This window comes from Serratia sp. root2 (assembly GCF_031931805.1).
GTDB classification, from domain to species: Bacteria; Pseudomonadota; Gammaproteobacteria; order Enterobacterales; family Enterobacteriaceae; genus Serratia; species Serratia inhibens.
Map to the genome: position 1 here is coordinate 63,338 of NZ_JAUJXB010000004.1, position 25,282 is coordinate 88,619.

Here is a 25,282-nt window from a genome sequence, read left to right on the forward strand (position 1 = left end):
TGCAGCGATGCGACCTATTTCATCACCGCAAGAGACAATAATACCCAATACGAGCGTTGCTAAAGCAACCCCCTGTCTCTGGCGGACTCTGCTCTACCCCTACAAATGCAGTAATAGAAAGGGCTCCTTGCGGAGCCCTTTTCTTTTGCCTGGGGATCAGGGGATCAGCAGGCTCGAACCGCTGGTGTTGCGGCTTTCCAGCACCTCATGCGCACGCTGCGCATCGGCCAGCGCAAACTTTTGCTCTTCTTTTACGTCGACCTTGATTGCGCCGCTGCCGATCAACGAGAACAGCTCATTGCTGGCGAATTGCAACTCGTCGCGGTTAGTGACGTAACCGTTAAGCGAAGGACGGGTGACGTACAGCGAACCTTTCTGGTTCAGCAGTGCCAGATCGACGCCGGTTACCGGGCCGGAGGCGTTGCCGAAGCTGACCATCAGCCCACGGCGTTTCAGGCTATTGAGTGAAGCCTGCCAGGTGCTTTGGCCCACCGAGTCGTACACCACGCCGACTTTTTCGCCCTGCGTCAGTTCAGCCACGCGTTGGGCGATATCTTCTTTATGGTAATTGATGGTCGCCCAGGCGCCGGCGCGTTTAGCCAGTTCAGCTTTTTCGTCAGAGCCGACGCTACCGATAAGCTTAGCGCCGAGCGCCTTGGCCCACTGGCAAGCAATCAACCCGACGCCGCCTGCGGCGGCATGAAACAGAAACACTTCACCCGGCTGCACTTCATGGGTTTGGCGCAGCAGATAATGTACCGTCAGCCCTTTCAGGAACGAGGCGGCACCCTGCTCAAAGCTCAGGTTATGCGGCAGGATCGCCACTTTCTCCACCGAAACATTGTGAACGTCGCTGTAGGCGCCGAGTGACGACTGGGCGTAAACCACGCGGTCGCCCGGTTTCACCGCGCTGACGCCGGCGCCCACCTTGATCACCACGCCGGCCGCTTCGGTGCCCAACCCGCTTGGCAGACTGGCGGGCGGGTAAAGACCGCTGCGAATATAGGTATCGATGTAGTTGATGCCGATCGCCTTATTCTCAACCTGCACCTCACCGGCTGCCGGATCGATAGGTGTAAAATCAACGTATTGCAACACTTCCGGGCCGCCGGTGGCGGAGAATTGAATGCGCTTTGCCATTTCATTACCTCATTGGGGTGTCTGATTTCACCCTACGCGTTTTAGTATCGACGATCCAGTTTAGCCGGGTGCGGATTGATACCTTTTTTGCATCGGTTATGCCGCGGGAATCACAGATAAAAATCACGTATACTCTCGCGTCAGGATTCTCCATTCGCAACCGGATAAAGAATACGCTTCATGGCAGGAAAAAAACCAACCAACAAAACTTACGCGGACGAAGCCAGAGATCGCCCCCGAGATCGCCAGATGGAAGGGCTGAAGATGCCGCCACATTCGCTGGAGGCGGAACAGTCCGTGTTGGGCGGTTTGATGCTGGATAACGAACGCTGGGATAACGTATCGGAACGCGTGGTCTCCAACGATTTCTTCAGCCGCCCGCATCGCCTGATCTTCACCGAGATGCAGCGGCTGTTGGAAATGAGCCGGCCTATCGACCTGATCACCCTGTCTGAATCGCTCGAGCAGCGCGGCGAACTGGATTCGGTGGGCGGTTTCGCCTATCTGGCCGAGCTGTCGAAAAATACCCCAAGCGCCGCCAACATCGGCGCTTATGCTGACATCGTGCGTGAACGTGCGGTCGTGCGCGAAATGATCTCGGTGGCCAATGAGATCGCCGACGCCGGTTACGATCCGCAGGGCCGCAGCAGCGAAGATCTGCTCGATTTGGCCGAGTCGCGGGTATTCCAGATCGCGGAAAATCGCGCCAGTAAAGATGAAGGCCCGAAAGGCATCGAGCGCATTCTGGAAGACACCGTTTCGCGTATCGAACAGCTGTACCAGCAGCCGCACGACGGGGTTACCGGCGTGGACACCGGCTATCAGGATCTCAACAAGAAAACCGCCGGTTTGCAAAAATCGGACCTGATCATCGTCGCCGCCCGTCCTTCGATGGGTAAAACCACTTTCGCCATGAACCTGTGCGAACACGCCGCGATGACGCAGGAAAAACCGGTGCTGATCTTCAGCCTGGAGATGCCCGGCAACCAGATCATGATGCGTATGCTGGCGTCGTTGTCGCGCGTCGACCAGACGCGTATCCGTACCGGTCAGCTCGATGACGAGGACTGGGCGCGAATTTCCAGCACCATGGGCATTCTGCTGGAGAAGCGCAATATGTACATTGACGACTCCTCCGGCCTGACGCCAACCGAAGTGCGTTCCCGCGCGCGCCGTATTTTCCGCGAGCATGACGGCCTCAGCCTGATCATGATCGACTACCTGCAGCTGATGCGCGTGCCGGCCTTGTCCGACAACCGTACGCTGGAGATCGCTGAAATTTCCCGCTCGCTGAAGGCGTTGGCGAAAGAGCTGCAGGTGCCGGTGGTGGCGCTGTCGCAGCTGAACCGAAGCCTGGAGCAACGTGCCGACAAACGCCCGGTCAACTCCGACCTGCGTGAGTCCGGTTCCATCGAGCAGGATGCCGACTTGATCATGTTCATCTACCGTGACGAGGTTTATCACGAGAACAGCGACATGAAAGGGATTGCCGAAATTATTCTGGGTAAGCAGCGTAACGGCCCGATCGGTACCGTGCGCCTGACCTTTAACGGCCAGTGGTCGCGTTTCGATAACTACGCGGGGCCACAATATGATGATGAATAATCAACTAAGGAATTGAAATGAAAGCGGCAACCGCTGTTATCGACCGCCGCGCTCTGCGACATAATCTGCAACAGGTGCGCCGCCAGGCGCCGCAAAGCCGCCTGATTGCCGTTGTGAAAGCAAACGCTTATGGACATGGCCTGCTGGAAACAGCTCATACTCTGCAAGACGCCGACTGCTACGGTGTGGCGCGCATCGGTGAGGCGTTGATGCTGCGCTCCGGCGGCATCGTGAAACCGATCCTGTTGCTGGAAGGCTTCTTTTGCGCGGAGGATTTGCCGGTGTTGGTGGCGAATAACATCGAAACCGCGGTGCACAGCATCGAACAGCTTGAAGCGCTGGAGCAGGCCGAGCTGGCGCGTCCGGTGCCGGTATGGATGAAGCTGGATACCGGCATGCACCGTCTGGGCGTGCGTCCGGAACAGGCCGAAGCGTTTTACCGGCGTCTGAGCGCCTGCCGTAACGTGGCGCAGCCGGTCAATATCATGAGTCACTTCAGCCGCGCCGATGAACCGGACTCTGACGCTACGCTCAAGCAAATGCAGTGCTTCGAAAGTTTTGCCCGTGGCAAGCCGGGCCAGCGCTCGATCGCCGCTTCGGGCGGTACTTTGCTGTGGCCGGATGCGCACAATGACTGGGTGCGCCCGGGCATTATCCTGTACGGCGTTTCTCCGATGGAGGATGCCTGCGGCAGCCAGTTCGATCTGCAGCCGGCGATGACGCTGAAGTCCAACCTGATTGCGGTGCGCGACCACAAGGCCGGCGAGTCGGTGGGTTACGGCGGCACCTGGGTGAGCGAAGGCGACACTCGGCTGGGCGTGGTGGCGATGGGTTACGGCGACGGTTACCCGCGCAGTGCGCCTTCCGGTACCCCGGTGTGGATCAATGGCCGTGAAGTGCCGGTGGTCGGCCGGGTGTCGATGGACATGATTTCGGTCGATCTCGGGCCGGGCGCGACCGATAAGGTCGGCGATGAAGTGGTGCTGTGGGGCAAGGCGCTGCCGGTTGAGCGCATTGCCGCCTGTACGGGCATCAGCGCCTATGAGCTGATTACCAAGCTGACGCAGCGCGTGGCGATGGAATATATCGGCGAATAGCCTGTCGTGGGCCGGCAAGGTGCCGGCCCCAACCTTCAACGTGTTACTTCTTTACCGCCAGCCACTGATCGATAATGCTCTGATACTCACCGGTCGCTTTGGCCAGGTGCAGCCACTGATCCACATACAGCTTCCAGCTCAGATCATCACGCGGCAACATATAGGCCTTTTCGCCGTATTGCAGCGGTTTGTCCGGATTTACCGCGCACAGTTTCGGGTAGCGCTTTTGCTGATACAGCGCCTCGGAAGCATCGGTGATCATCACATCGGCTTTCTTGTCCACTAACTGCTGAAAAATACCCACGTTATCATGGGTCAACGTCAGCTTGGCGTTGGGCAAGTAAGCATGTACGAACGCTTCGTTGGTGCCGCCCGCCGGTTCCAGCAGGCGTACGGATGCTTTGTTGATCTGCTCGACAGTCCGGTATTTCTTCACGTCGGTGCAGCGCACCAGCGGGATTTTACCGTCGGTATCCAGCTTATCGGCGAAGAACACCTGTTTTTGCCGCTGTAGCGTGACAGAAATGCCACCCATGGCGATGTCGCATTTGCCGGCGACAAAGTCCGGCGTCAGGGTTTTCCAACTGGTTTTCACCCACTTCACTTTGGCACCGAGGCTCTTGGCCAGCGATTCCGCCATGGCGATATCAATGCCTTCGTAGCTGCCGTCTTCCTTCAAAAAGGTGTAGGGCTTGTAATCGCCGGTGGTGCAAACTTCCAGCGTGCCCTGTTGTGTCACCTTATCCAGATGGGATTGGGCGCTGGCGCTCCCGGCGGCGACCAGCAGTGCGAGAGGTAATAGCTTTTTCATCTGTTTCCCTTGCTTATACGTTATTGGATTCAGCAATGGCGCCCGGCGCGGCGGCGTTCTTTTTCTTCAGCAGATAGCTTGTCGCCAGCACCAACAGCCAAACCGGAATCAACCCTACCGAAATCCGGATGCCTGGCGTCATAAACATAATGACCAAAATCCCGGCTAAAAACAGCAGACAAATCAGATTGGTGAGTGGGTAACCCCAACTTTGGAAACGCGTTTGCTGCCCGGCCAGCCGCTTGGCGCGCCGAAACTTCAGGTGGGTAATGCAGATCATTGCCCAGTTGATCACTAATGCGGACACCACCAACGCCATCAGCAATTCAAACGCTTTGCCCGGCATCAGGTAATTGAGCAGCACGCACAATGCGGTCACCAGGGCCGACACGCTCAGCGCAGCCAGCGGAATGCCGCGCCGGTTGATCTTCAGCAGTGCGCGCGGTGCGTTGCCTTGTTTCGCCAGCCCAAACAGCATGCGGCTGTTGCAATACACGCAGCTGTTGTACACCGAGAGGGCGGCGGACAGCACCACCATGTTCAGCAGCGTCGCCACCAGATTGCTGTCCAGCGCATGGAAGATCAGGACGAACGGGCTGCCGCCTTCCACCACCTTCTGCCACGGATACAGTGACAGCAGCACCGCCAGTGCGCCGACATAAAACAGCAGAATACGGTAAATCACCTGATTGGTGGCCTGCGGGATACTTTTCTCCGGGTTATCCGCTTCGGCGGCGGTAATGCCGACCAGCTCCAGACCACCGAATGAGAACATGATCACCGCCATTGCCATCACCAGACCGCTGATGCCGTTAGGGAAGAAACCGCCGTATTGCCACAGGTTGGCCACGCTGGCGTCTGGCCCGCCGTGCCCGCTGGCCAACAGCCAAGCGCCAAATGCGATCATGCTGATGATCGCCGCCACTTTGATGATGGAAAACCAGAACTCCATCTCGCCGTACACTTTGACGCTGGTCAGGTTGATGGCGTTGATCGCCACAAAGAATACCGCTGCGGAGACCCAGGTCGGGATTTCCGGCCACCAGTACTGCACGTAAATGCCCACGGCGGTCAGTTCTGCCATGCTCACCAACACGTACAGCACCCAATAGTTCCAGCCGGACATAAAGCCGGCAAAACCGCTCCAGTATTTGTTGGCAAAGTGGCTGAAGGAACCGGCCACCGGTTCCTCCACCACCATTTCGCCCAGTTGGCGCATGATAAGGAAAGCGATAATCCCGGCGATGCCGTAACCGAGCAGCACCGAAGGGCCGGCCATTTTTATGGTCTGGGCGATGCCGAGAAACAGGCCGGTGCCGATGGCGCCGCCGAGAGCGATCAGCTGGATGTGACGGTTTTTTAACCCTCTTTTCAACTGGTTTTCTGACTGATGATTGTCCATCTGTGTTCCCCAAAAAGGTAAATGCGTGTCGTTGGGGATTTAGCAACTATCGGGCCAGCGGGTAAGGCGGATGGGGGCGCTTCACTAATAACCTGCTGAAAACATTATTTAATTATTTTTCACTTTGACTCACGGACTGTGCATTAAATTGTGATTATTGCGGTATTTAAGGCGTTTTAGCCTTATTTTTCGCGCGTAATGCTCGTATTGGGTGCTGGTGATGACCGGAAATGGGCCAGGGTGGTGCAATGAAACTGTGAGGCGTCGCCGGGGAATCAAAACGGGGGGGATTACAGGGGCAAAAAAACTGATAGTCTGTAACGTCAACATTTCTTAACGGGTTTACAGGTGGCTATGTACAACATTGACGATTTTGATATGAAAATCCTGACGCTGTTACAGGCCAATGGCCGTCTGACCAATCAGGAACTGAGTGAGTTGGTGGGGTTGTCCGCTTCCCAGTGCTCACGGCGGCGCATCAGCCTGGAACAGGCTCAGTTGATCCGCGGTTACCATGCGCGGTTGGCACCGGAGGCCGTTGGGCTGGGGATGGTGGGATTAATCGAAGTGAGCCTGACCAACCATGCTCAGGAGCATGTGGACAGCTTTCATCGCATGCTGGAAGAGGTTGACGCTATTCTCGACGCCTATAAAACCACCGGCGACGCTGACTATCTGTTAAAGGTGGCGGTGGCCGATCTGGCCGCGTTGAGCGACTTTATCAGCAAAACCCTGTCGATGCACAAGAGCGTAGCGCACGTGAAAACCGCGGTGGTACTGAACCGGCTGAAAGAAAACGGGTTGCTGCCGGTAGCGCGCTGATCGGGCATTGCCGCCTCCATTTAATGAACCATTTAGGGGCGACTTGCACCATTAATGGGCATTTAATGCGGAGGTTGGTCTATAAATCTGCATTTAATGCGTGATGTTTGCGGTTTTTTTGTTTTTTATGCGTATTTTGTGCATTTTTTATTTTAAATAAAAACAGCGGCTTATTGTGCGTAAATGCCTAACATCCTGCGAAATCGTATGATGACGGCTGTTTTGCTTATCTTATGGTGTGGCTTTTGCATTATTCAGCGTACAAGCCCGGTTCACCGGGTGGTGATGGCAACCTACTTTGAGTAATAACACCATGGATAACTGCATCAGCCCTGAAGACAATATTTCCCATACTCTGCTGGAAGACGTGCTGGCGATCCTGATCGGCACACTGATGGTGTCGTTCGGCGTCATCCTGTTGCGACAGGCCGGCGCACTGACCGGCGGCACCGCCGGATTGGCCTTTTTAATCAATTACCTGACACCGCTTTCGTTCGGCGTAGCGTTCTTTTTGCTCAACCTGCCGTTCTATTATCTGGCGATCCGCCGTATGGGGTGGGCATTCACCGTCAAAACCTTCTGCTCGGTGGCGCTGGTGTCGATATTTTCCGATTTGCACCCCTATTTCATCCATTTTGATCGCCTGCAGCCTTTTTATGCAACGGTGTTCGGTAGCATGATCATGGGATTAGGGTTTATTGTGTTATTTCGTCATAAGGCCAGCCTGGGCGGCGTCAATATTCTCGCGCTGTATCTGCAGGACAAATACGGTTTGCGCGCCGGCAAGTTGCAAATGGCGGTCGATATTTCTATCGTGTTGGCCTCACTGTTTGTGGTGAATATTTCCCTGCTAATTGCGTCTATATTAGGTGCAATGGTGCTGAATCTGATTATCGCGATGAACCATCGCCCTGGTCGTTACAGCGTTTGAATCTGTACCCTGTGAATAACCCAATCTAGGAGAACGACCCCGTGTTCCAGAACGTTGATGCCTATGCAGGCGATCCTATCTTGTCGCTGATGGAAAAATTCAAAAAAGACACACGTGCGCACAAGGTTAACCTGAGTATCGGCCTTTACTATGACGAGCGGGGTATTATCCCGCAGATGAAGGCGGTTGCCGCAGCGGAAGCGCAGTTGAACAGCGTGGATCAGGGGGCGTCGGTGTATCTGCCGATGGAAGGCCTGCTGCCTTACCGTACCGCCATCCAGCACCTGCTGTTCGGTGCCGAGCACCCGATGCTGCAGCAGGGGCGTATCGCCACCATTCAGACCGTAGGCGGTTCCGGCGCGCTGAAAGTAGGTGCCGACTTCCTGAAAAGCTACTTCCCGGATTCGCAGGTGTGGGTCAGCGATCCTACCTGGGAAAACCATATTGCCATCTTTGGCGGTGCCGGTTTCAAAGTGAACACCTACCCGTACTTTGATGGCGAAAGCCTGGGCGTGAAGTTTGACGCCATGCTGAGCGCGTTGAAACAGCTGCCGAAACACAGCATTGCGCTGCTGCATCCGTGCTGCCACAACCCGACCGGCTCTGATCTGACCAATGCCCAGTGGGATGAAGTGGTCAAGGTGATCGCCGAACGTGAGCTGATCCCGTTCCTCGATATCGCCTATCAGGGTTTTGGCGGCGGTATTACCGAAGATGCCTACGCTATCCGCACTATCGCCGCCGCCGGCCTGCCGTGCCTGGTGAGTAACTCGTTCTCGAAAATCTTCTCGCTGTATGGCGAACGCGTCGGCGGTCTGTCGGTGGTGTGCGAAAGCGAAGAAGCCGCCGGGCGCGTGCTGGGACAATTGAAGGCCACCGTACGCCGCAACTACTCCAGCCCGCCGAACTTCGGTGCGCAGGTGGTGGCGAAGGTGCTGAACGATACGCAGTTGAACGCCCAGTGGCTGGCGGAAGTGGAAACCATGCGCACCCGTATCCTTGAGATGCGTAAAACGCTGGTCGAGGCACTGAAAATCGCGTTGCCGCAGCGTAACTTCGATTACCTGCTGCAGCAGCGCGGGATGTTCAGCTACACCGGTTTCAGCGTGGCGCAGGTCGATCGCCTGCGTGAAGAGTTCGGCGTGTACCTGATCCACAGCGGGCGCGTTTGCATGGCCGGCCTGAACCACAACAACGTGCATCAGGTGGCCGAGGCGTTTGCCGCAGTGCAGTAATGTTGTTAGGGTGAATTGAAGTTCGCAAAGGAGCGATAGCGATATCGCTCCTTTTTTGTTGTCGGTTTGCCGCCAAAGTTGCCGCAAACCGGATAGAGAATATACTCATTGAGGGGCGCTCACTCATGTGGCATCAGCAAACGCTTATCCTCAGCGCAAAAGCGCGTGGTTTTCACCTGGTTACCGAAGAGATTACCGACCAGTTAACCCACTTACACCGCCTGCAAACCGGCCTGCTGCATTTGTTGTTGCAGCATACCTCGGCCTCGCTGACGCTCAACGAGAACTGCGATCCCACGGTGCGAGCCGACATGGAACAGCATTTCCTGCGTCAGGTACCCGAGAACGCACCCTATCAGCATGACTACGAAGGGCTGGACGACATGCCGGCGCACATCAAATCCTCGCTGCTGGGCGCATCTTTAACGCTGCCTGTGAGTCACGGGCGGCTGATGTTGGGCACATGGCAGGGGATTTGGCTGGGGGAGCACCGCATCCACGGCGGTTCACGCCGTATTGTGGCCACTTTACAGGGGGAGTAACCCAATGAATAACACAGCACTGCTGGAATACTGCATGGCGAAGCCGGGCGCGGAACAAAGCGACCAGAACCAGTGGCAGGCCAGCCAGATCAAGGTCGGCGACGTGATGTTCGCCATGGTATGCGAGGTGCAGGGCCGGCCGGCTCTGGCGGTGAAATCAAGCCCGGAGTTGGCGGAAAGCCTGCGCGAGCATCACCCCGAGATCGTCGCCTGCGACGGCATGAACAAGGCCCACTGGAATACGGTGTTTCTCGACGGCAACTTGCCGAACTCGCAATTTTATACCCTGATCGACAGTTCATATCAGCTGGTGCTGGAAGGGTTACCCGACCACGTGCGGCAGGAACTGCGCGCTTAACCGGCAGGGCAGGCGTGGCTGCCTGCCTTTTCCGCTCATTCATCTCCTTTTTTCTCTTTAAATTGTGATCGCGATTCGAAAATGGGAACGTTCCCTTTTTGTTGAGTACCAGGAAAGACTAGGCTTTTTTAATCGATGAGCCGTGAGACCAAAGGATAACGTGAGATGACCATGAGTGAAGAAAAACGCAAGATGATTGCCGGAGAACTGTACGATGCCGGTGACGAGCTGCTACGCAGCGAACGCAAGCATGCACGTCAGCTGGTGCACCATTACAACCATTCATCCCCGGACGAGGGCGACCTGCGTAAACAGTGGCTGACGGAGTTGCTGGGCCAGTATCAAGGGGGAACCATCGAACCGACGTTCCGCTGCGATTACGGTTATAACATCTATCTGGGGAAGAATTTCTACGCCAATTTTGACTGCGTCATCCTGGACGTGTGCGAAGTGCATATTGGCGATAACTGCCTGTTGGCGCCGGGCGTGCATATTTACACTGCTACCCATCCGCTGGATGCGCACACCCGCATCGGCGGTGCGGAGTTCGGCAAACCGGTAAGCATCGGCAATAACGTGTGGATTGGTGGCCGGGCGGTAATTAACCCTGGTGTCACTCTGGGAGATAACGTGGTGGTGGCGTCCGGGGCGGTAGTCACCAAGGACGTGCCGGCCAACTGCGTGGTCGGTGGCAATCCGGCGCGGGTGATTAAACAGTTGTGACAAAAAACGGGCGCCGCAGTGGGCGCCCGTAGCATTACGCTCGCAGAGAGTTGATATCCACCACGAAACGGTATTTCACGTCGCTTTTCAGCATGCGCTCATAGGCTTCGTTGATTTGCTGCATCGGGATCAGTTCGATATCCGAAGTAATACCGTGCTGGCCGCAAAAATCCAGCATTTCCTGGGTTTCTGCAATGCCACCGATCAGCGAACCGGCGAGGCGGCGGCGTTTCATTATCAGGTTAAACACCTGCGGCGACGGGTGATCGTGTTCCGGTGCACCAACCAGCGTCAAGGTGCCATCGCGCCGCAGCAGGTTGAGGAACGGGTTCAGATCGTGCTGAGCCGCCACCGTGTTGAGAATAAAATCGAAGCTGTTGACGTGCTGCGCCATTTCTTCCGGGTTGCGCGAGATCACCACTTCATGAGCGCCCAGGCGTTTGGCGTCTTCAACTTTGGAGGCCGACGTGGTGAACAGCACCACATGAGCGCCCATGGCTCGCGCCAGCTTGACCCCCATATGCCCCAAGCCGCCGAGGCCGACGATACCGACCTTCTTGCCCGGCCCGGCGCCCCATTGGCGCAACGGCGAATAGGTGGTGATACCGGCGCAAAGCAGCGGCGCAACGCCGGCCGGATCGAGATTTGCCGGCACCCGCAGCACAAAGTCCTGATCCACCACCATAGCGGTTGAGTAGCCGCCGTAGGTGATGGCACCGGTTTGCCGATCCTGGCCGTTGTAGGTGCCGGTAAAGCCGTTTTCGCAGTATTGCTCCAGCCCTTCGTCACAGCTCGGGCAACTGCGACAGGAATCGACCATGCAGCCGACGCCGACCAGATCGCCGACCTGATGGCGCGATACGTGGCTGCCGACGGCGGTTACGCGGCCAACAATTTCATGGCCGGGCACCACCGGGAAAATCGAGTTGTTCCATTCGTTGCGGGCCTGGTGCAGATCAGAATGGCAGACGCCACAGAACAGAACCTCGATTTGCACATCGTGGTCGCGGAGGGCGCGCGGTGTGTAATCGAAAGGAACGAGCGCTGACTTCGCGTCATGCGCGGCATAGGCATGCGTAATGTTCATGGTAACTCCAGTCATCAGTGAATGGGGGAGAATGTTTTCCGGCAGCAGGGTGCCGGTGAGACGCGGCCCAGGTCATACGGGCGGCGCAGAGGGAACATTGATGATAAAAGCTGCGAGCAGGGAGGGAAATGCCTGAAAATGTCTAAATCTTGCCTGTTTCTCTTTAATTTTGGCGAACGGATGAAAGGGCGGGCCGCAAACGGCCCGCCGGCAAGCAAGAAAGGTTATTTCTTCATTTTCAGTAACGGCTTGAGGAAGCGAGCGGTATGCGAAGCTTCGCAGTTGGCCACGGTTTCCGGCGTGCCGGAGACCAGGATCTCACCGCCGCCGCTGCCGCCTTCCGGCCCCAGGTCGACAATCCAGTCCGCCGTTTTAATCACGTCCAGGTTGTGCTCAATCACCACGATGGTATTGCCCTGATCGCGCAGCTGATGCAGCACCGCCAGCAGTTGCTGGATATCGGCGAAGTGCAGCCCGGTGGTCGGCTCGTCAAGAATATACAGCGTCTGGCCGGTACCGCGTTTAGACAGCTCGCGCGCCAGCTTGACGCGTTGCGCCTCACCGCCGGACAGCGTGGTCGCCGACTGGCCGAGGCGAATGTAGGACAGGCCGACGTCCATCAGCGTTTGCAGCTTGCGCGCCAGCGCCGGCACCACGTCGAAGAAATCGCGCGCTTCTTCGATGGTCATCTCCAGCACTTCGTGGATGCTCTTGCCTTTGTACTTCACCTCCAGCGTTTCACGGTTATAGCGCTTGCCTTTGCACTGGTCGCAAGGCACGTAGATATCCGGCAGGAAATGCATTTCCACCTTGATCACGCCGTCGCCCTGACAGGCCTCACAGCGCCCGCCCTTGACGTTAAAGCTGAAACGGCCCGGGTTATAGCCGCGGCTGCGCGACTCCGGTACGCCGGCGAACAGTTCGCGCACCGGGGTGAAGATGCCGGTGTAGGTGGCCGGATTGGAACGCGGGGTGCGGCCGATCGGGCTCTGATCGATGTCGATCACTTTGTCGAAATGTTCGAGGCCGGTCACTTCGCGGAATGGAGCAGGTTCGGCAATGGTGGCGCCGTTGAGCTGGCGTTGGGCGATCGGGAACAGCGTGTCGTTGATCAACGTGGATTTGCCGGATCCGGAGACCCCGGTGATGCAGGTAAACAACCCCACCGGCAGCGTCAGCGTCACGTCTTTCAGGTTGTTGCCGCGCGCGCCGCTCAGCTTCAGCACCTTGGTCGGATCGGCCGGCACGCGCTGCTCAGGAATGGCAATCTCGCGTTTGCCGCTGAGGAACTGGCCGGTCAGCGATTCGGGCTGCGCCATGATGTCTTCGACGGTACCTTCCGCCACGACCTGGCCGCCGTGTACGCCGGCGCCGGGGCCGATGTCGATCACATGATCGGCGGCGCGGATGGCATCTTCGTCATGCTCCACCACGATCACCGTGTTGCCCAGGTTACGCAGGTGGATCAGCGTTTCCAGCAGGCGTTCGTTGTCACGCTGGTGCAGGCCGATCGACGGTTCATCAAGAACGTACATTACGCCCACCAGGCCGGCGCCGATCTGGCTGGCCAGGCGAATACGCTGCGCCTCGCCGCCGGACAGAGTTTCCGCCGAGCGCGAGAGCGACAGGTAGTTCAGCCCGACGTTCACCAGGAATTTCAGGCGGTCGCCAATCTCTTTCAGGACTTTTTCGGCGATCTGGGCGCGTTGGCCGCTGAGCTTCATGTTCTGGAAGAAGGTCATGGCGTGGCCGATGCTCAGATCGGAGATTTCCGGCAGCGTGGTGTCTTCGACAAACACGTTGCGCGCTTCTTCGCGCAGGCGGGTGCCGTGACACGAGGCGCAAGGGCGGTTGCTGATAAACTTCGCCAGCTCTTCGCGCACCGCGCTGGATTCAGTCTCTTTATAACGGCGTTCCATGTTGTGCAGCACGCCTTCGAACGGATGGCGGCGCACGGTGGTATCACCGCGATCGTTAATGTATTTGAACTCGATCGACTCTTTGCCGGAACCGCTGAGCACCGCTTTCTGCACGTTGGCATCCAGGGAGTTGAACGGCGCTTCGACGTCGAAGGCATAATGTTCCGACAGCGAACGCAGCATCTGGAAATAATAAAAGTTGCGGCGATCCCAACCGCGGATCGCACCGCCGGCCAGCGAAAGCTCGGGGTTCTGCACCACGCGCTCCGGATCGAAGAACTGCTGCACGCCCAGGCCGTCACAGGTCGGGCAGGCGCCGGCCGGGTTGTTGAACGAGAACAGGCGCGGTTCCAGCTCGCGCATGCTGTAGCCGCAGATCGGGCAGGCGAAGTTGGCGGAGAACAGCAGCTCATCCGCTTTTTCGTCGTCCATGTCGGCCACTACCGCCGTGCCGCCGGACAGTTCCAGCGCGGTTTCGAACGATTCCGCCAGGCGCTGCGCCAGATCGTCGCGCACCTTGAAGCGATCGACCACGACTTCAATGGTGTGCTTTTTCTGCAGTTCCAGCTTCGGCGGATCGGAGAGGTCGCACACTTCGCCGTCGATGCGCGCCCGGATATAGCCCTGGGTCGCCAGGTTTTCCAGCGTTTTGGTGTGTTCGCCCTTGCGGTCTTTCACCACCGGCGCCAGCAGCATCAGGCGTTTGCCTTCCGGCTGGCTGAGTACGTTGTCCACCATCTGGCTGACGGTTTGCGCCGCCAGTGCTACATGGTGATCCGGGCAGCGTGGTTCGCCGACCCGGGCGAACAGCAGGCGCAGGTAATCGTGGATTTCGGTGATGGTGCCGACCGTGGATCGCGGGTTATGCGAGGTGGATTTCTGCTCGATGGAAATCGCCGGCGACAGACCTTCAATATGGTCGACGTCCGGTTTTTCCATCAGCGAAAGAAACTGGCGTGCATAGGCGGAGAGCGACTCGACGTAGCGGCGCTGCCCTTCGGCATACAGCGTATCAAAAGCCAGCGAGGACTTGCCTGAACCGGACAAACCGGTGACGACGATCAGTTTGTCACGCGGGATAATCAGGTTGATGTTTTTGAGATTATGGGTTCGAGCACCACGAACTTCGATATTGTCCATTTACACTTCCCGTCTTGATGATACACCGCGCCTGTCTGGATTTAGTGCGGGTGATTTTGTGATCAAACGCGCAAAAAATCGGCACAGCCAGTACGAAACGCATAATTATGACACAAAAAAACCTGAATGAATATCCAGTATACGAATGCAACAAGGTCGTTCGAAAGGACAATTCTGGAATACAATACGCAGTTATCAACACGGGTGTCGTTTCAGGCTGAGCGTGTTAAACTTACTCGTTTATACTGTGTAAAAATCAATCATCAGGAGAGTTCTCATGGCCAGCAGAGGCGTAAACAAAGTAATTCTGGTCGGGAATCTGGGCCAAGACCCGGAAGTCCGTTACATGCCGAATGGCGGCGCAGTGGCCAACATTACCCTGGCGACCTCCGAAAGCTGGCGTGACAAAGCGACTGGCGAGCAGAAAGAAAAAACCGAGTGGCACCGCGTTGTGTTGTTCGGCAAGCTGGCTGAAGTTGCGGGCGAATATCTGCGTAAAGGTTCCCAGGTGTATATCGAAGGTGCCCTGCAGACCCGCAAATGGACCGATCAGGCTGGCGTAGAAAAATACACCACCGAAGTTGTGGTTAACGTTGGCGGCACCATGCAGATGCTGGGCGGCCGTCAAGGCGGCGGCGCACCTGCAGGCGGTGGCCAGGCAGCAGGTGGCCAGGGCGGTTGGGGCCAGCCTCAGCAACCACAGGGCGGCAACCAGTTCAGCGGCGGCCAGCAGGCGCGCCCAGCGCAGAACAACGCGCCGGCAGCCAGCAGCAACGAACCGCCAATGGACTTCGACGACGATATTCCTTTCTGATATCAGGTTGTCTGAAGCCAATAAAAAAGCCCCTTGCGGGGCTTTTTGCATTTAAGCACCCTTAGGCCGAGAAGCCACCGTCGATGCTCAGGCTGGCGCCGGTGATGTAGCCTGCTTGCGGGCCGGCCAGGTAGGCGACAAAGCTGGCGATCTCTTCATCTTTACCGTAGCGGCCGATGGCCATCAGCTGTTTCAACTGTTCGGCGAAATCACCGTCGTCCGGGTTCATCTCGGTATCCACCGGGCCGGGCTGCACGTTGTTGACGGTGATGCCACGCGGGCCGAGATCGCGCGCCATGCCCTTGGTCAGGCCGACCAGCGCGGATTTGCTCATCGCGTAAACTGCGGCACCGCCAAAGGGCACGCGCTCGGCGTTAGTGCTGCCGATGTGGATGATGCGGCCACCGTCGTTCATATGGCGCGCGGCTTCCTGGCTGGCAACAAAGACGCTGCGTACGTTCACCGCCAACATACGGTCCAGATCTTCCAGCGCCAGTTCTTCGGTGCTGCCCAACGTAAACACCCCGGCGTTGTTCACCAGAATATCCAGATTGCCGAAGCTGTTCACCGCCTGGCGTACCGCTTGCTGTACTGCTGCGGCGTCGGTGCTGTCGGCTTTGATGGCGGTAGCCTTGCCGCCGGCGGCGGTGATTTCACTCACCACGGCATCGGCCCGGTCGGCGGAAGCTACGTAAGTGAATGCCACCGCTGCGCCATCGCGCGCCAGCCGTTTGACGATGGCGGCACCGATACCGCGTGAGCCGCCTTGAACGAATGCGACTTTGCCTTGCAGAGTGAGGGTTGCTGACATGATGTTTCTCCAGAGTGGGTAAGGTTAAAAAATCTACCGGACCAGTATCGGAGAAACGCAACGCGGCCACTAGCCACAAAGCGCTATAATCAGCTTAAACCATAGGTTTGAAATCTACAGAGGAAAGCCATGCTCGGCTATCTGGAATGTTTTGTCAGCAGCGCGGAAAACGGCAGTTTTTCCGCTGCCGGCCGCAAGCTGGGCATCAGTTCTGCGGCGGTGGGGAAAAATGTCACCAGGCTGGAGACGCTGGTGGGCGTACGGCTGTTCCAGCGCAATACGCGCAAGCTGATCCTGACCGAAGAAGGGGAGCGTTTTCTGCAGGAGGTGAGCGGCGGTTTGCAGTCGATTCAGTGCGCGCTGAAAGGAGTGAGCAGCAGTGGCGGCATAGCGGCGGGTACGCTAAAGGTCAGTATGGGCACCGCTTTCGGCCTGCATTTTGTGATGCCTCTGTTGCCGGCATTTTTGTCTCGTTACCCGTCGATAGTGCCAGACTGGCATTTCGACAATCGCAAAGTCGATATGATTGGCGAGCATTTCGACGCCGCAATCGGCGGCGGCATTGAACTGGCGCAGGGGATGATCGCGCGTGAATTAGCGCCGGCCCACGGGATATTGGTGGCCTCGGCGGACTATCTGCGGTGCCATCCGCCTTTGGAGCAGCCGGAACAGCTGGCGAACCACGCGGGTATTTTTATCCGCTCGCCGCAAACCGGGCGCATTCGCAACCTGCCGTTACGCAATGCGGATAACGAGCAGCGGGCACCATTGATGACTATCAGCATGACGGTGAATGAGCCGGCAGCGGCGGCCCACGCAGCGGAAATGGGACTGGGCATTGCTTTGATCTCCATGCCAAATGCCTTGCCTTATCTGGAAAACGGCCGCTTGGTGCGGATATTGCCAGGCTGGTATGTCGATCGCGGCAGCGTCTATCTTTACTTTCCCACCGTCAAATTCCTGCCGACTAAAACCCGGGTGTTTGTCGACTACATTACCGAGCAATTTCGCCTGCAGAAGCTGGCGGTGCGTTTTGATGCACGCTGAAAATGAGAAAAGCCCCTTGCGGGGCTTTTTTTCTTCCGTCAGTGGGCTGTCTGACGATCAGTTGAAGATTTCAGCGGTGCCGTGCAGTTTGTTCTGGCCACCGGCGGAGATGATGCGGTAAGAGCTGGCGCCTGATGCAGCGGCCTTGTTAGCCAGTTCGGTTTCCAGTGCGCTCAGGTTAGCAGCGCCGGCGACGGAGATGACGCCGATTTTCTGAGCGTCGGCGGCAGGTTGGCTGGAAGGCTGGTCAGCGGCAATGGTAGCGAAAGAAGCGGTAGTCAGCAGTAGAGCGGTAGCAAAAATTTTGATGTTCTTCATGATTCAATCCTCAAGGTGTTTGTCAGGTGAGAGGCTGTTGTCTCTCGATGTGTTGAATGATAGACCGGCATGCCTAAAGAGAAAATCGGAGAGTTTTGAGTATTTAATTCAAATAAATTGACTTAATTTTGAGCGCTGGCGTGCTGGAATAATCGCCACTACCCTTTAATGACAATCCTTAAAGGGGGGGAAGCACCATGGCAATCAATGCGTTTATCGGCAGCTGGTCGCTACTGTCTTCGGTATTTAAAGACGAAGACGGCAAGGTCAATTACCCGCTGGGGGAGCAGGTGTTGGGCCGCATTAATTATGAGGCCAACGGCACCATGGCGGCGCAGCTTTACAGCGCTACGCGGCCGCGCTTTACCGCTGACGATTTTGGCCAGGGCAACGAACAGGAAATCCGCGCCGCCTTCATCAATATGATTTGTTACTTCGGCCGCTATCGGGTGGATGAAAGCGACCAGCGGATTGTTCATCAGGTCGAGGGCAGCTCGTTCCCCAACTGGATCGGCAGCCGTCAGGTACGCTTTTACAGCTTCACTGACGATCGGCTGACGCTGCGCACCGTGCCGCTGCAAATCGGCAACGGCGTGCAGATTGGCGAACTGGTTTGGCAACGGATTGGAGAAACGCCATGATTATCGTGCACCATCTGAATAACTCACGCTCGCAGCGTATCTTGTGGTTTCTGGAAGAACTGGGTGTGCCTTATCAGGTGCAGCGTTACCAACGCGATCCGCAAACCATGCTGGCGCCGCCGGAACTGAAAAAGATCCACCCGCTGGGCAAATCCCCGGTGATTGTCGATGGCGATCTGACCCTGGCGGAATCCGGCGCCATTATCGAATATTTGCAAGAAGCCTACGATGCCCAGGGGCTGTTTATCCCGACCGACCACCATGCCCGCCAGCAATATCGTTACTGGCTGCATTATGCGGAAGGATCGCTGATGCCGCTGCAGGTCATGAAGCTGGTGTTCGGTCGCCTGGGACAACCGCCGATCCCCTGGTTGTTGCGACCGGTGGCGGGGGCGATTGGCAAAGGGGTTCAGCGCGAGTATCTGGACAAACAGATCGCCACGCATCGCGACTATCTCGAGCAGCACCTGAGCAAAAGCACCTGGTTTGTCGGCAACGACTTCAGCGCGGCGGATATCCAGATGAGCTTTCCGCTGGAGGTGATGGCGGTACGCGGCTCGCTGGACGGTTGCCCGAAACTGCGCGGCTATCTGCAGCGAATTCATACCCGGCCGGCCTACCAACGGGCGCTGGAGCAGGGCGGTCCTTATGAACTGCTGAACTGATGGCATGATCTATACTTGAGGGGTTAACGTCTGTTCGGAGGTAGCCTATGGCTACGCAAATTTTTGTTAACCTGCCGGTGGGCAATCTGCCTGCATCCATCGAGTTTTTCACCCGGCTGGGCTTCAGCTTTAATCAGCAGTTTACCGATGATACCGCCGCCTGCATGGTGGTCAGCGATACCATTTATGTGATGCTGCTGACCCACGATAAATTCAAAATGTTCACCCCGAATCCGATTGGCGATGCCAGGAAAGCGACCGAAGTGCTGATTTGCCTGTCGCAGCCCAGCCGGGCGGCGGTGGACAGCGTGGTGCGCAAGGCGATAGCCGCCGGTGGCAATACCTATAATCAGCCGCAGGATTACGGCTTTATGTACGGTCATGGTTTCCAGGATTTGGATGGCCATATCTGGGAACTGATGTACATGGACGAAAAAGCCGCACAGGCTCAGTAACCGCTTTTGCCCCCTGAGCCGGGGGCGCTCCCATCGGATTTACCTATGTGACAAATATCGCCTTTTCGATAATGATTGATCTCGGCGCTTTTCTGCATGAATTACCGCGATCTTTGGTTGATCAGAGGGTATGGAAGGCCGGATAATCGTTTGCCTTGAATAAACCACCATAAATCACCCGCATCACGCGATGGAAGTTAAACGTTTGCCTTTTTACGCGGCGCCAATGGGCGTTGCAGCCGAAGGGCAGGGAAGCCAACGTGACGGAAACGATTCCGTAATTAACATGCGCGGGCGGAATAACAAGCCTTTTGAAACGGGCTGGCAATGAAACACAGGGGACAGCAACATGTCGAATTCTCAAGCGAACAACGCCGTTAAACCAAAAGGCGGGCTTGATGGTTATTTTAATATTTCCGCACGCGGCAGCTCCGTGCGTCAGGAAGTGGTGGCGGGCTTAACCACCTTCCTGGCGATGGTTTATTCGGTGATCGTGGTGCCGAGCATGTTGGGTAAAGCGGGCTTTCCGCCCACGGCGGTGTTCGTTGCCACTTGCCTGGTCGCAGGCTTCGGTTCATTGCTGATGGGGTTATGGGCCAACCTGCCGATGGCCATCGGCTGTGCGATTTCCCTGACTGCCTTTACCGCCTTCAGCCTGGTGCTGGGCCAGCACATCAGCATTCCGGTGGCGCTGGGTGCGGTATTCCTGATGGGTGTATTGTTCACCATTATTTCGATCACCGGCATCCGCTCCTGGATTTTGCGCAATCTGCCGATGGGCGTGGCGCACGGCACAGGTATCGGCATCGGTCTGTTCCTGCTGCTGATCGCCGCCAATGGCGTGGGCCTGGTGGTGAAGAACCCGCTGGATGGCCTGCCGGTAGCGCTGGGCGCATTCACCTCTTTCCCGGTGGTGATGACGTTACTCGGCCTGGCGGTGATTTTCGGGTTGGAAAAACTGCGCGTACCCGGCGGGATTCTGCTGGTGATTATCGCAATCTCGGTGATTGGTCTGCTGTTTGATCCGGCGGTGAAATATCAGGGACTGTTCGCCATGCCAAGTCTGGCGGACGCCAATGGCAACTCGCTGATCTTCAGCCTGGATATCATGGGGGCGTTGCAACCCGTGGTGCTGCCTAGCGTGTTGGCGCTGGTGATGACGGCAGTGTTTGACGCGACCGGTACCATTCGCGCGGTGGCCGGTCAGGCGAATCTGCTGGACAAAGACGGGCAGATCATCAACGGCGGCAAGGCGCTGACCTCGGATTCCCTGAGCAGCATTTTCTCCGGCCTGGTGGGCGCGGCCCCGGCGGCGGTCTATATCGAATCCGCAGCGGGCACCGCAGCGGGCGGGAAAACCGGCCTGACCGCAACCGTGGTTGGCCTGCTGTTCCTGTTGATCCTGTTCCTGTCGCCTCTGTCTTATCTGGTGCCGATTTACGCTACCGCACCGGCGCTGATGTACGTCGGCTTGCTGATGTTGAGCAACGTCACCAAGCTGGATTTCAACGACTTCGTCGACGCCATGTCCGGCCTGTTGTGCGCAGTGTTTATCGTGCTGACCTGTAATATCGTCACCGGTATCATGCTGGGCTTCAGCTCGCTGGTGATTGGCCGCATTTGTTCCGGCGAATGGCGCAGGCTGAATATCGGCACCGTGCTGATTGCCGTCGCACTGGTCGCGTTCTACGCCGGCGGCTGGGCTATTTAATTCTCCGTGTTTCCCCCTCCCGCTGGGCGGGGGAAAGTTTGACCGTATTCCCCTTCAGAAAAATCTCCTTCTGCCTGTGCTGCGTTTTGAAAGGCACAACAAGCTTTAATCGCTGTAAAAAAAGTGATCTACTATCGGGTATACATCAGTGATGTAGTTTGAACCCGAGAGTCTAAGGAAAGCATGGAAATATTTTTTACAATCCTCATTTTGATCCTGGTGGTTTCCCTGTCCGGGGTGGTGACACGTATGTTGCCGTTCCAGGTACCGCTGCCGTTAATGCAAATCGCCATCGGAGCCCTGCTGGCGTGGCCCCATTTCGGGCTGCACGTCGACTTTGACCCCGAACTGTTCCTGGTGCTGTTTATCCCGCCGCTGCTGTTTGCCGACGGTTGGAAAACCCCAACGCGTGAATTCCTGCATCATGGCCGTGAAATCCTGGGCCTGGCACTGGTGCTGGTACTGCTCACCGTGGTCGGCATCGGTTACCTGATTTACGCCATGGTGCCGGGTATCCCGCTGGTGGCGGCGTTTGCGCTGGCGGCGGTACTGTCGCCAACTGACGCCGTGGCGCTGGGCGGCATCGTCGGTAAAGGGCGCATCCCGAAACCGATTATGGGCGTGCTGGAAGGCGAGGCGTTGATGAACGACGCGTCCGGCCTGGTTTCACTCAAGTTTGCGATAGCGGTGGCGATGGGTACCATGGTGTTTACCGTGGGCGGCGCTACCCTGGAGTTCCTCAAGGTTGCTATCGGCGGTCTGCTGGCCGGCGTGGCGGTCACCTGGTGCTACAGCAAATCGCTGCGGATGATGAGCCGCTGGAGCGGCGATGATCCGGCCACGCAGATTGTGTTCCTGCTGCTATTGCCGTTCGCTTCTTATCTGATTGCCGAACACATCGGCGTCTCCGGCATTCTGGCCGCGGTTGCCGCGGGGATGACCATCAGCCAGTCCGGCGTGATCCGCAATGCGCCATTGGCGATGCGCCTGCGCGCCAACAGCGTCTGGGCGATGCTGGAGTTCGTATTTAACGGCATGGTGTTCATCATGTTGGGCCTGCAACTGCCGGGGATACTGGAAACCTCAATCCTGCAGGCGGAGCTGGATCCGACCATTCAGACCTGGTACTTGTTTGCCGACGTGGCGATTATCTATGCCGCGTTATTGCTGCTGCGCTTTACCTGGCTGTGGTTGATGAAAAACGCCAGCCGGCGCTTTATGAAAAAACGGCCATTGCAGTTTGGCGATTACAGTACGCGTGAGCTGTGGGTAGCGTCGTTCGCTGGGGTGCGCGGGGCAATCACGCTGGCCGGCGTGCTGTCGATTCCACTGCTGCTAAGTGATGGTTCCGCCTTCCCGGCGCGCTATCAGTTGGTGTTTATCGCCGCCGGCGTGATCCTGCTTTCACTGATTGTCGGGGTGCTGGCGTTGCCGTTGCTGCTGCGCGGCGTAGTGGTGGCGGACAAGAGCGCCAGCAAGAGCGAGGAGCGGATGGCGATTGCCATGGCGGCTGAAGTGGCGATCGAAAGCGTCAACAAGATGGAAGAACGTTTGGCCGTCGACGTAGAGGAGAACATCGACCCGCAGGTGCTGAAAGAGATAAGTTCACGGGTTGTGGGCACGCTGCGGCGGCGCATCACCACCAAAGACGATATAGAAAATGCGCTGATGCTGGAGAACCTCGAGCGACGTTTCCGCCTGACCGCACTGCGCGCCGAGCGCGGGGAGTTGTATCATCTGCGTGCCACGCAGAAAATCAGCAACGAGACGCTGCAAAAGCTGCTGCACGATCTCGACCTGCTGGAAGCGCTACTGATAGAGCGCGAAGGGTAACGCCAACAGGGCCGCAAACGCGGCCCTTGTTATTGAGGCTATTTGACCGGTGGCCAGTAGTCGCGGCAGCAGGCGATCCAGGCTTGGGCGCCGTGCGACAGGTAGCTGCCCTGGCGCCAGATTAGCCCCACACGCCATTCCATCCTCGGTTCCAGCGGCAGCCAGATCAGGTTTTCTTTATCCAGCCACTGGCATACCGGCTCCGGCAGGGTAGCGATGCCGACCCCGGCCTGCACCATCGATGCCAGAAAATCCCACTGCCCGCTGCGTACGGCAATCTGCGGTTCAAAACCGGCCTGACGGAATGCCTTCATCAGCATTTTGTACAGCGAAAAATCTTCGTTATAAATCAGGATCGGCCAGTTGGCCAATTCGGCGATATCGATGCTGGTGCGGTTAAGCCAGTGCGGCGTACGCGGCGCGACCACGCACATCGGATGGTTCAGCAGCGGCAAGAAGGTCAGCGGCTGATCCAGGTCGACGGGCAACACCGTCATTGCCAGATCCAGCTCGCCGGACATCACCGCTTGCTCAACCGACAACCCGCCCAGCTCGGAAATTTTCAGTTCGATGCCGGGATAGGTCTGGCGAAACTGACGGATCAAATCGGCGATCTGCCGGCCGACCATAGGTGGAATACCCAGCCGCAACACACCTTTTTTCACCGAGCTGATGTCTTCCAGTTCGGCCTCCAACTGGCGGAACTCATCAAGGATCGCCAGTCCGCGCTGGTATACCGCCTGGCCGCTGTCGGTCAGGTGCAGTTTGCGCCCTTCGCGGATCAGCAACGTACACTCCAACTCTTCTTCCAGATGCCGCAGCATCTTGCTGATGGTCGGCTGGGTGACGAACAATTTCTCCGCCGCGCGGGTAAAGCTTTGCTGGCGCACGACTTCCACGAAGTAACGCAGGGTGCGGACATCCACGTTGAGTTCTCCTCAGGGCAATACCGGCGGGAAACTATTCCCTGATGGCATGATATTGATGATTTTAATTCATTTCAGGCAAGGTTTCCTGGCCGCGTATACTGCAACCCTTGAGTTTTTTGAGGTTATCTCCCATGTCACTGGCGTTACGCCGCGCAGCCCCCTCTCTGTTGACCCGCTTGCAGGTGCCGGTTCAGGTAGCTTTGTATGCGGTGCTGTTTCTGATTGCCGATCGGCTGGTACAGCAATTTCATCTGCCGCTGCCCGCCAACATTGTCGGCATGCTGATGTTGCTGGCGTTGATCCTGCTGAAGATTTTGCCGTTGAGTTGGGTCAGGGCCGGCTCGCGCTGGCTGCTGGCAGAAATGCTGCTGTTTTTTGTTCCGGCGGTAGTGGCGGTGGTCAACTATGCCCAGTTACTGATGGTGGAAGGCTGGAAGATTTTTCTGGTGATTGCGATCAGCACCATGCTGACGCTCGGCGCCACCGGGCTGGTGGTCGACCGGGTATACCGCTTAGAGGTTTGGCTGCAGCGACGGAAACAGCGCGATGAATGATTTTATCCTTAGCCTGGCTTGTTTTCTGGCGACGCTGGCGTTGTACTTCGCCAATAAGAAGCTCTACCGCCGCCGCCGTACCCTGTTGCTGATGCCGTTGGTGCTGACCCCCATGATCCTGGTGCTGTTGCTGGTGGTGACGCATATCTCGTATCAGGATTACATTGGTGAAACGCATTGGCTGCTATGGCTATTGGGGCCGGCTACGATCGCGTTTGCGGTACCGGTTTATGAAAATTTGCATATTATCCGCCGCCACTGGCTATCGCTCAGCGCCGGGGTTTTGACGGCGGTGCTGGTGGCGGTCTATAGCTCGGTGTGGCTGGCACGCCTGCTAACGCTGCCGGAAGAGGTACAGCGCAGTCTGGCGGTACGTTCCATCACCACGCCGTTTGCGCTGGAGGCTGCCAAACAGATGGGCGGCCAGCCGGATTTGGTGGCGTTGTTCGTGGTGATCACAGGAGTGTTCGGCATGGCGGTGGGGGACATTCTGTTTCTGCGGCTGGCGGTGCGCAGCAGTCTGGCCAAGGGGGCCGGGCTGGGTGCGTCGTCGCACGGTGCCGGCACGGCGAAAGCTTATGAAATGGGACAGGAAGAAGGCGTGGTTTCCAGCCTGGTGATGATGCTGGCTGGGATTATTACTGTGATCGCCGCACCGCTGATTGGCCAACTGATGTGGTGAGCCGTCGGTT

Annotated in this window: 25 protein-coding genes; 17 read left to right on the plus strand and 8 right to left on the minus strand. The window is 57.3% G+C overall.

Annotated features, from left to right (window positions below):
* Nucleotides 1–156: 156 nt before the first annotated feature.
* Nucleotides 157–1,140: a quinone oxidoreductase gene (locus QZQ97_RS18125; RefSeq protein WP_311994592.1), complete on the minus strand. Its 984-nt coding sequence runs from the start codon at nt 1,138–1,140 to the stop codon at nt 157–159.
* Nucleotides 1,141–1,320: 180 nt separating this feature from the next.
* Between QZQ97_RS18125 and dnaB the strand changes: the two genes are divergently transcribed.
* Together dnaB and alr are read left to right on the plus strand one after the other, a co-directional pair.
* On the plus strand, nt 1,321–2,745 hold the full coding sequence (dnaB, locus tag QZQ97_RS18130; RefSeq protein ID WP_004948763.1) for a replicative DNA helicase: 1,425 nt from the start codon (nt 1,321–1,323) through the stop codon (nt 2,743–2,745).
* A gap of 17 nt (nt 2,746–2,762) precedes the next feature.
* Complete coding sequence (gene alr / locus QZQ97_RS18135) at nt 2,763–3,842, plus strand: alanine racemase (protein ID WP_311994593.1); 1,080 nt, start codon at nt 2,763–2,765, stop codon at nt 3,840–3,842.
* 43 nt (nt 3,843–3,885) lie between these two features.
* Here alr and QZQ97_RS18140 read toward each other — a convergent pair whose 3' ends face one another.
* Nucleotides 3,886–4,653: a transporter substrate-binding domain-containing protein gene (locus tag QZQ97_RS18140; RefSeq protein ID WP_311994594.1), complete on the minus strand. Its 768-nt coding sequence runs from the start codon at nt 4,651–4,653 to the stop codon at nt 3,886–3,888.
* 13 nt (nt 4,654–4,666) lie between these two features.
* Complete coding sequence (locus QZQ97_RS18145; protein WP_311994595.1) at nt 4,667–6,055, minus strand: amino acid permease; 1,389 nt, start codon at nt 6,053–6,055, stop codon at nt 4,667–4,669.
* Nucleotides 6,056–6,409: 354 nt separating this feature from the next.
* Between QZQ97_RS18145 and QZQ97_RS18150 the strand changes: the two genes are divergently transcribed.
* The 6 genes from QZQ97_RS18150 to maa all read left to right on the plus strand — a co-directional run bounded on the left by QZQ97_RS18150 (nt 6,410) and on the right by maa (nt 10,666).
* The gene (locus QZQ97_RS18150; RefSeq protein ID WP_004948752.1) at nt 6,410–6,877 is read left to right on the plus strand and encodes an Lrp/AsnC family transcriptional regulator; all 468 of its coding nucleotides are present in this window, start codon (nt 6,410–6,412) and stop codon (nt 6,875–6,877) included.
* 313 nt (nt 6,878–7,190) lie between these two features.
* Nucleotides 7,191–7,808, plus strand: a complete 618-nt coding sequence (locus QZQ97_RS18155) for a YitT family protein (RefSeq protein WP_006317804.1) — start codon at nt 7,191–7,193, stop codon at nt 7,806–7,808.
* 41 nt (nt 7,809–7,849) lie between these two features.
* Nucleotides 7,850–9,043 carry an amino acid aminotransferase gene (locus tag QZQ97_RS18160; RefSeq protein ID WP_311994596.1) on the plus strand — a complete coding sequence of 398 codons (1,194 nt, stop codon included), beginning with the start codon at nt 7,850–7,852 and terminating at the stop codon, nt 9,041–9,043.
* 125 nt (nt 9,044–9,168) lie between these two features.
* Nucleotides 9,169–9,585, plus strand: coding sequence for a secondary thiamine-phosphate synthase enzyme YjbQ (locus tag QZQ97_RS18165; protein ID WP_006317808.1), 417 nt, complete (start codon nt 9,169–9,171; stop codon nt 9,583–9,585).
* Between the two features lie 4 nt (nt 9,586–9,589).
* Nucleotides 9,590–9,943, plus strand: coding sequence for an MmcQ/YjbR family DNA-binding protein (locus QZQ97_RS18170; protein WP_311994597.1), 354 nt, complete (start codon nt 9,590–9,592; stop codon nt 9,941–9,943).
* A 165-nt stretch (nt 9,944–10,108) separates the two neighbouring features.
* The gene (gene maa / locus QZQ97_RS18175) at nt 10,109–10,666 is read left to right on the plus strand and encodes a maltose O-acetyltransferase (RefSeq protein ID WP_311994598.1); all 558 of its coding nucleotides are present in this window, start codon (nt 10,109–10,111) and stop codon (nt 10,664–10,666) included.
* Nucleotides 10,667–10,700: 34 nt separating this feature from the next.
* Here the strand turns inward: maa and QZQ97_RS18180 are convergent, their stop codons facing one another.
* Together QZQ97_RS18180 and uvrA are read right to left on the minus strand one after the other, a co-directional pair.
* Nucleotides 10,701–11,753: an NAD(P)-dependent alcohol dehydrogenase gene (locus QZQ97_RS18180; protein ID WP_126528839.1), complete on the minus strand. Its 1,053-nt coding sequence runs from the start codon at nt 11,751–11,753 to the stop codon at nt 10,701–10,703.
* Nucleotides 11,754–11,977: 224 nt separating this feature from the next.
* Entirely contained in the window at nt 11,978–14,812 is a 2,835-nt protein-coding gene (gene uvrA, locus QZQ97_RS18185; protein ID WP_311994599.1) for an excinuclease ABC subunit UvrA, read from the minus strand.
* Nucleotides 14,813–15,089: 277 nt separating this feature from the next.
* Here uvrA and ssb1 point away from each other — a divergent pair, with 277 nt between their 5' ends.
* Nucleotides 15,090–15,626 carry a single-stranded DNA-binding protein SSB1 gene (gene ssb1, locus QZQ97_RS18190; protein ID WP_006317814.1) on the plus strand — a complete coding sequence of 179 codons (537 nt, stop codon included), beginning with the start codon at nt 15,090–15,092 and terminating at the stop codon, nt 15,624–15,626.
* 61 nt (nt 15,627–15,687) lie between these two features.
* Here ssb1 and QZQ97_RS18195 read toward each other — a convergent pair whose 3' ends face one another.
* The gene (locus QZQ97_RS18195; RefSeq protein WP_311994600.1) at nt 15,688–16,437 is read right to left on the minus strand and encodes a 3-oxoacyl-ACP reductase family protein; all 750 of its coding nucleotides are present in this window, start codon (nt 16,435–16,437) and stop codon (nt 15,688–15,690) included.
* 129 nt (nt 16,438–16,566) lie between these two features.
* Here QZQ97_RS18195 and QZQ97_RS18200 point away from each other — a divergent pair, with 129 nt between their 5' ends.
* A complete protein-coding gene (locus QZQ97_RS18200) occupies nt 16,567–17,484 on the plus strand; it encodes a LysR family transcriptional regulator (protein ID WP_311994601.1) in 918 nt (305 codons plus the stop codon).
* Nucleotides 17,485–17,541: 57 nt separating this feature from the next.
* Here QZQ97_RS18200 and bhsA read toward each other — a convergent pair whose 3' ends face one another.
* Nucleotides 17,542–17,802, minus strand: coding sequence for a multiple stress resistance protein BhsA (bhsA, locus tag QZQ97_RS18205; RefSeq protein ID WP_311994602.1), 261 nt, complete (start codon nt 17,800–17,802; stop codon nt 17,542–17,544).
* Between the two features lie 197 nt (nt 17,803–17,999).
* Between bhsA and QZQ97_RS18210 the strand changes: the two genes are divergently transcribed.
* From QZQ97_RS18210 to QZQ97_RS18230, 5 genes are all read left to right on the plus strand, one after another.
* Nucleotides 18,000–18,443 carry a lipocalin-like domain-containing protein gene (locus QZQ97_RS18210; RefSeq protein ID WP_311994603.1) on the plus strand — a complete coding sequence of 148 codons (444 nt, stop codon included), beginning with the start codon at nt 18,000–18,002 and terminating at the stop codon, nt 18,441–18,443.
* Complete coding sequence (locus tag QZQ97_RS18215) at nt 18,440–19,108, plus strand: glutathione S-transferase family protein (protein WP_311994604.1); 669 nt, start codon at nt 18,440–18,442, stop codon at nt 19,106–19,108. Before QZQ97_RS18210 ends, QZQ97_RS18215 begins: the two co-directional genes overlap by 4 nt.
* A gap of 47 nt (nt 19,109–19,155) precedes the next feature.
* Entirely contained in the window at nt 19,156–19,563 is a 408-nt protein-coding gene (locus tag QZQ97_RS18220) for a VOC family protein (protein ID WP_311994605.1), read from the plus strand.
* A 349-nt stretch (nt 19,564–19,912) separates the two neighbouring features.
* On the plus strand, nt 19,913–21,274 hold the full coding sequence (locus tag QZQ97_RS18225) for an NCS2 family permease (RefSeq protein WP_311994606.1): 1,362 nt from the start codon (nt 19,913–19,915) through the stop codon (nt 21,272–21,274).
* A gap of 183 nt (nt 21,275–21,457) precedes the next feature.
* The gene (locus tag QZQ97_RS18230) at nt 21,458–23,107 is read left to right on the plus strand and encodes a Na+/H+ antiporter (RefSeq protein WP_311994607.1); all 1,650 of its coding nucleotides are present in this window, start codon (nt 21,458–21,460) and stop codon (nt 23,105–23,107) included.
* Between the two features lie 38 nt (nt 23,108–23,145).
* Here the strand turns inward: QZQ97_RS18230 and QZQ97_RS18235 are convergent, their stop codons facing one another.
* On the minus strand, nt 23,146–24,033 hold the full coding sequence (locus QZQ97_RS18235; protein WP_311994608.1) for a LysR family transcriptional regulator: 888 nt from the start codon (nt 24,031–24,033) through the stop codon (nt 23,146–23,148).
* Between the two features lie 134 nt (nt 24,034–24,167).
* Between QZQ97_RS18235 and QZQ97_RS18240 the strand changes: the two genes are divergently transcribed.
* Together QZQ97_RS18240 and QZQ97_RS18245 are read left to right on the plus strand one after the other, a co-directional pair.
* Nucleotides 24,168–24,590, plus strand: coding sequence for a CidA/LrgA family protein (locus QZQ97_RS18240; RefSeq protein WP_311994609.1), 423 nt, complete (start codon nt 24,168–24,170; stop codon nt 24,588–24,590).
* Nucleotides 24,583–25,272 carry an LrgB family protein gene (locus QZQ97_RS18245; RefSeq protein ID WP_311994610.1) on the plus strand — a complete coding sequence of 230 codons (690 nt, stop codon included), beginning with the start codon at nt 24,583–24,585 and terminating at the stop codon, nt 25,270–25,272. The genes QZQ97_RS18240 and QZQ97_RS18245 overlap by 8 nt, the downstream gene beginning before the upstream one ends.
* Nucleotides 25,273–25,282 lie beyond the last annotated feature (10 nt).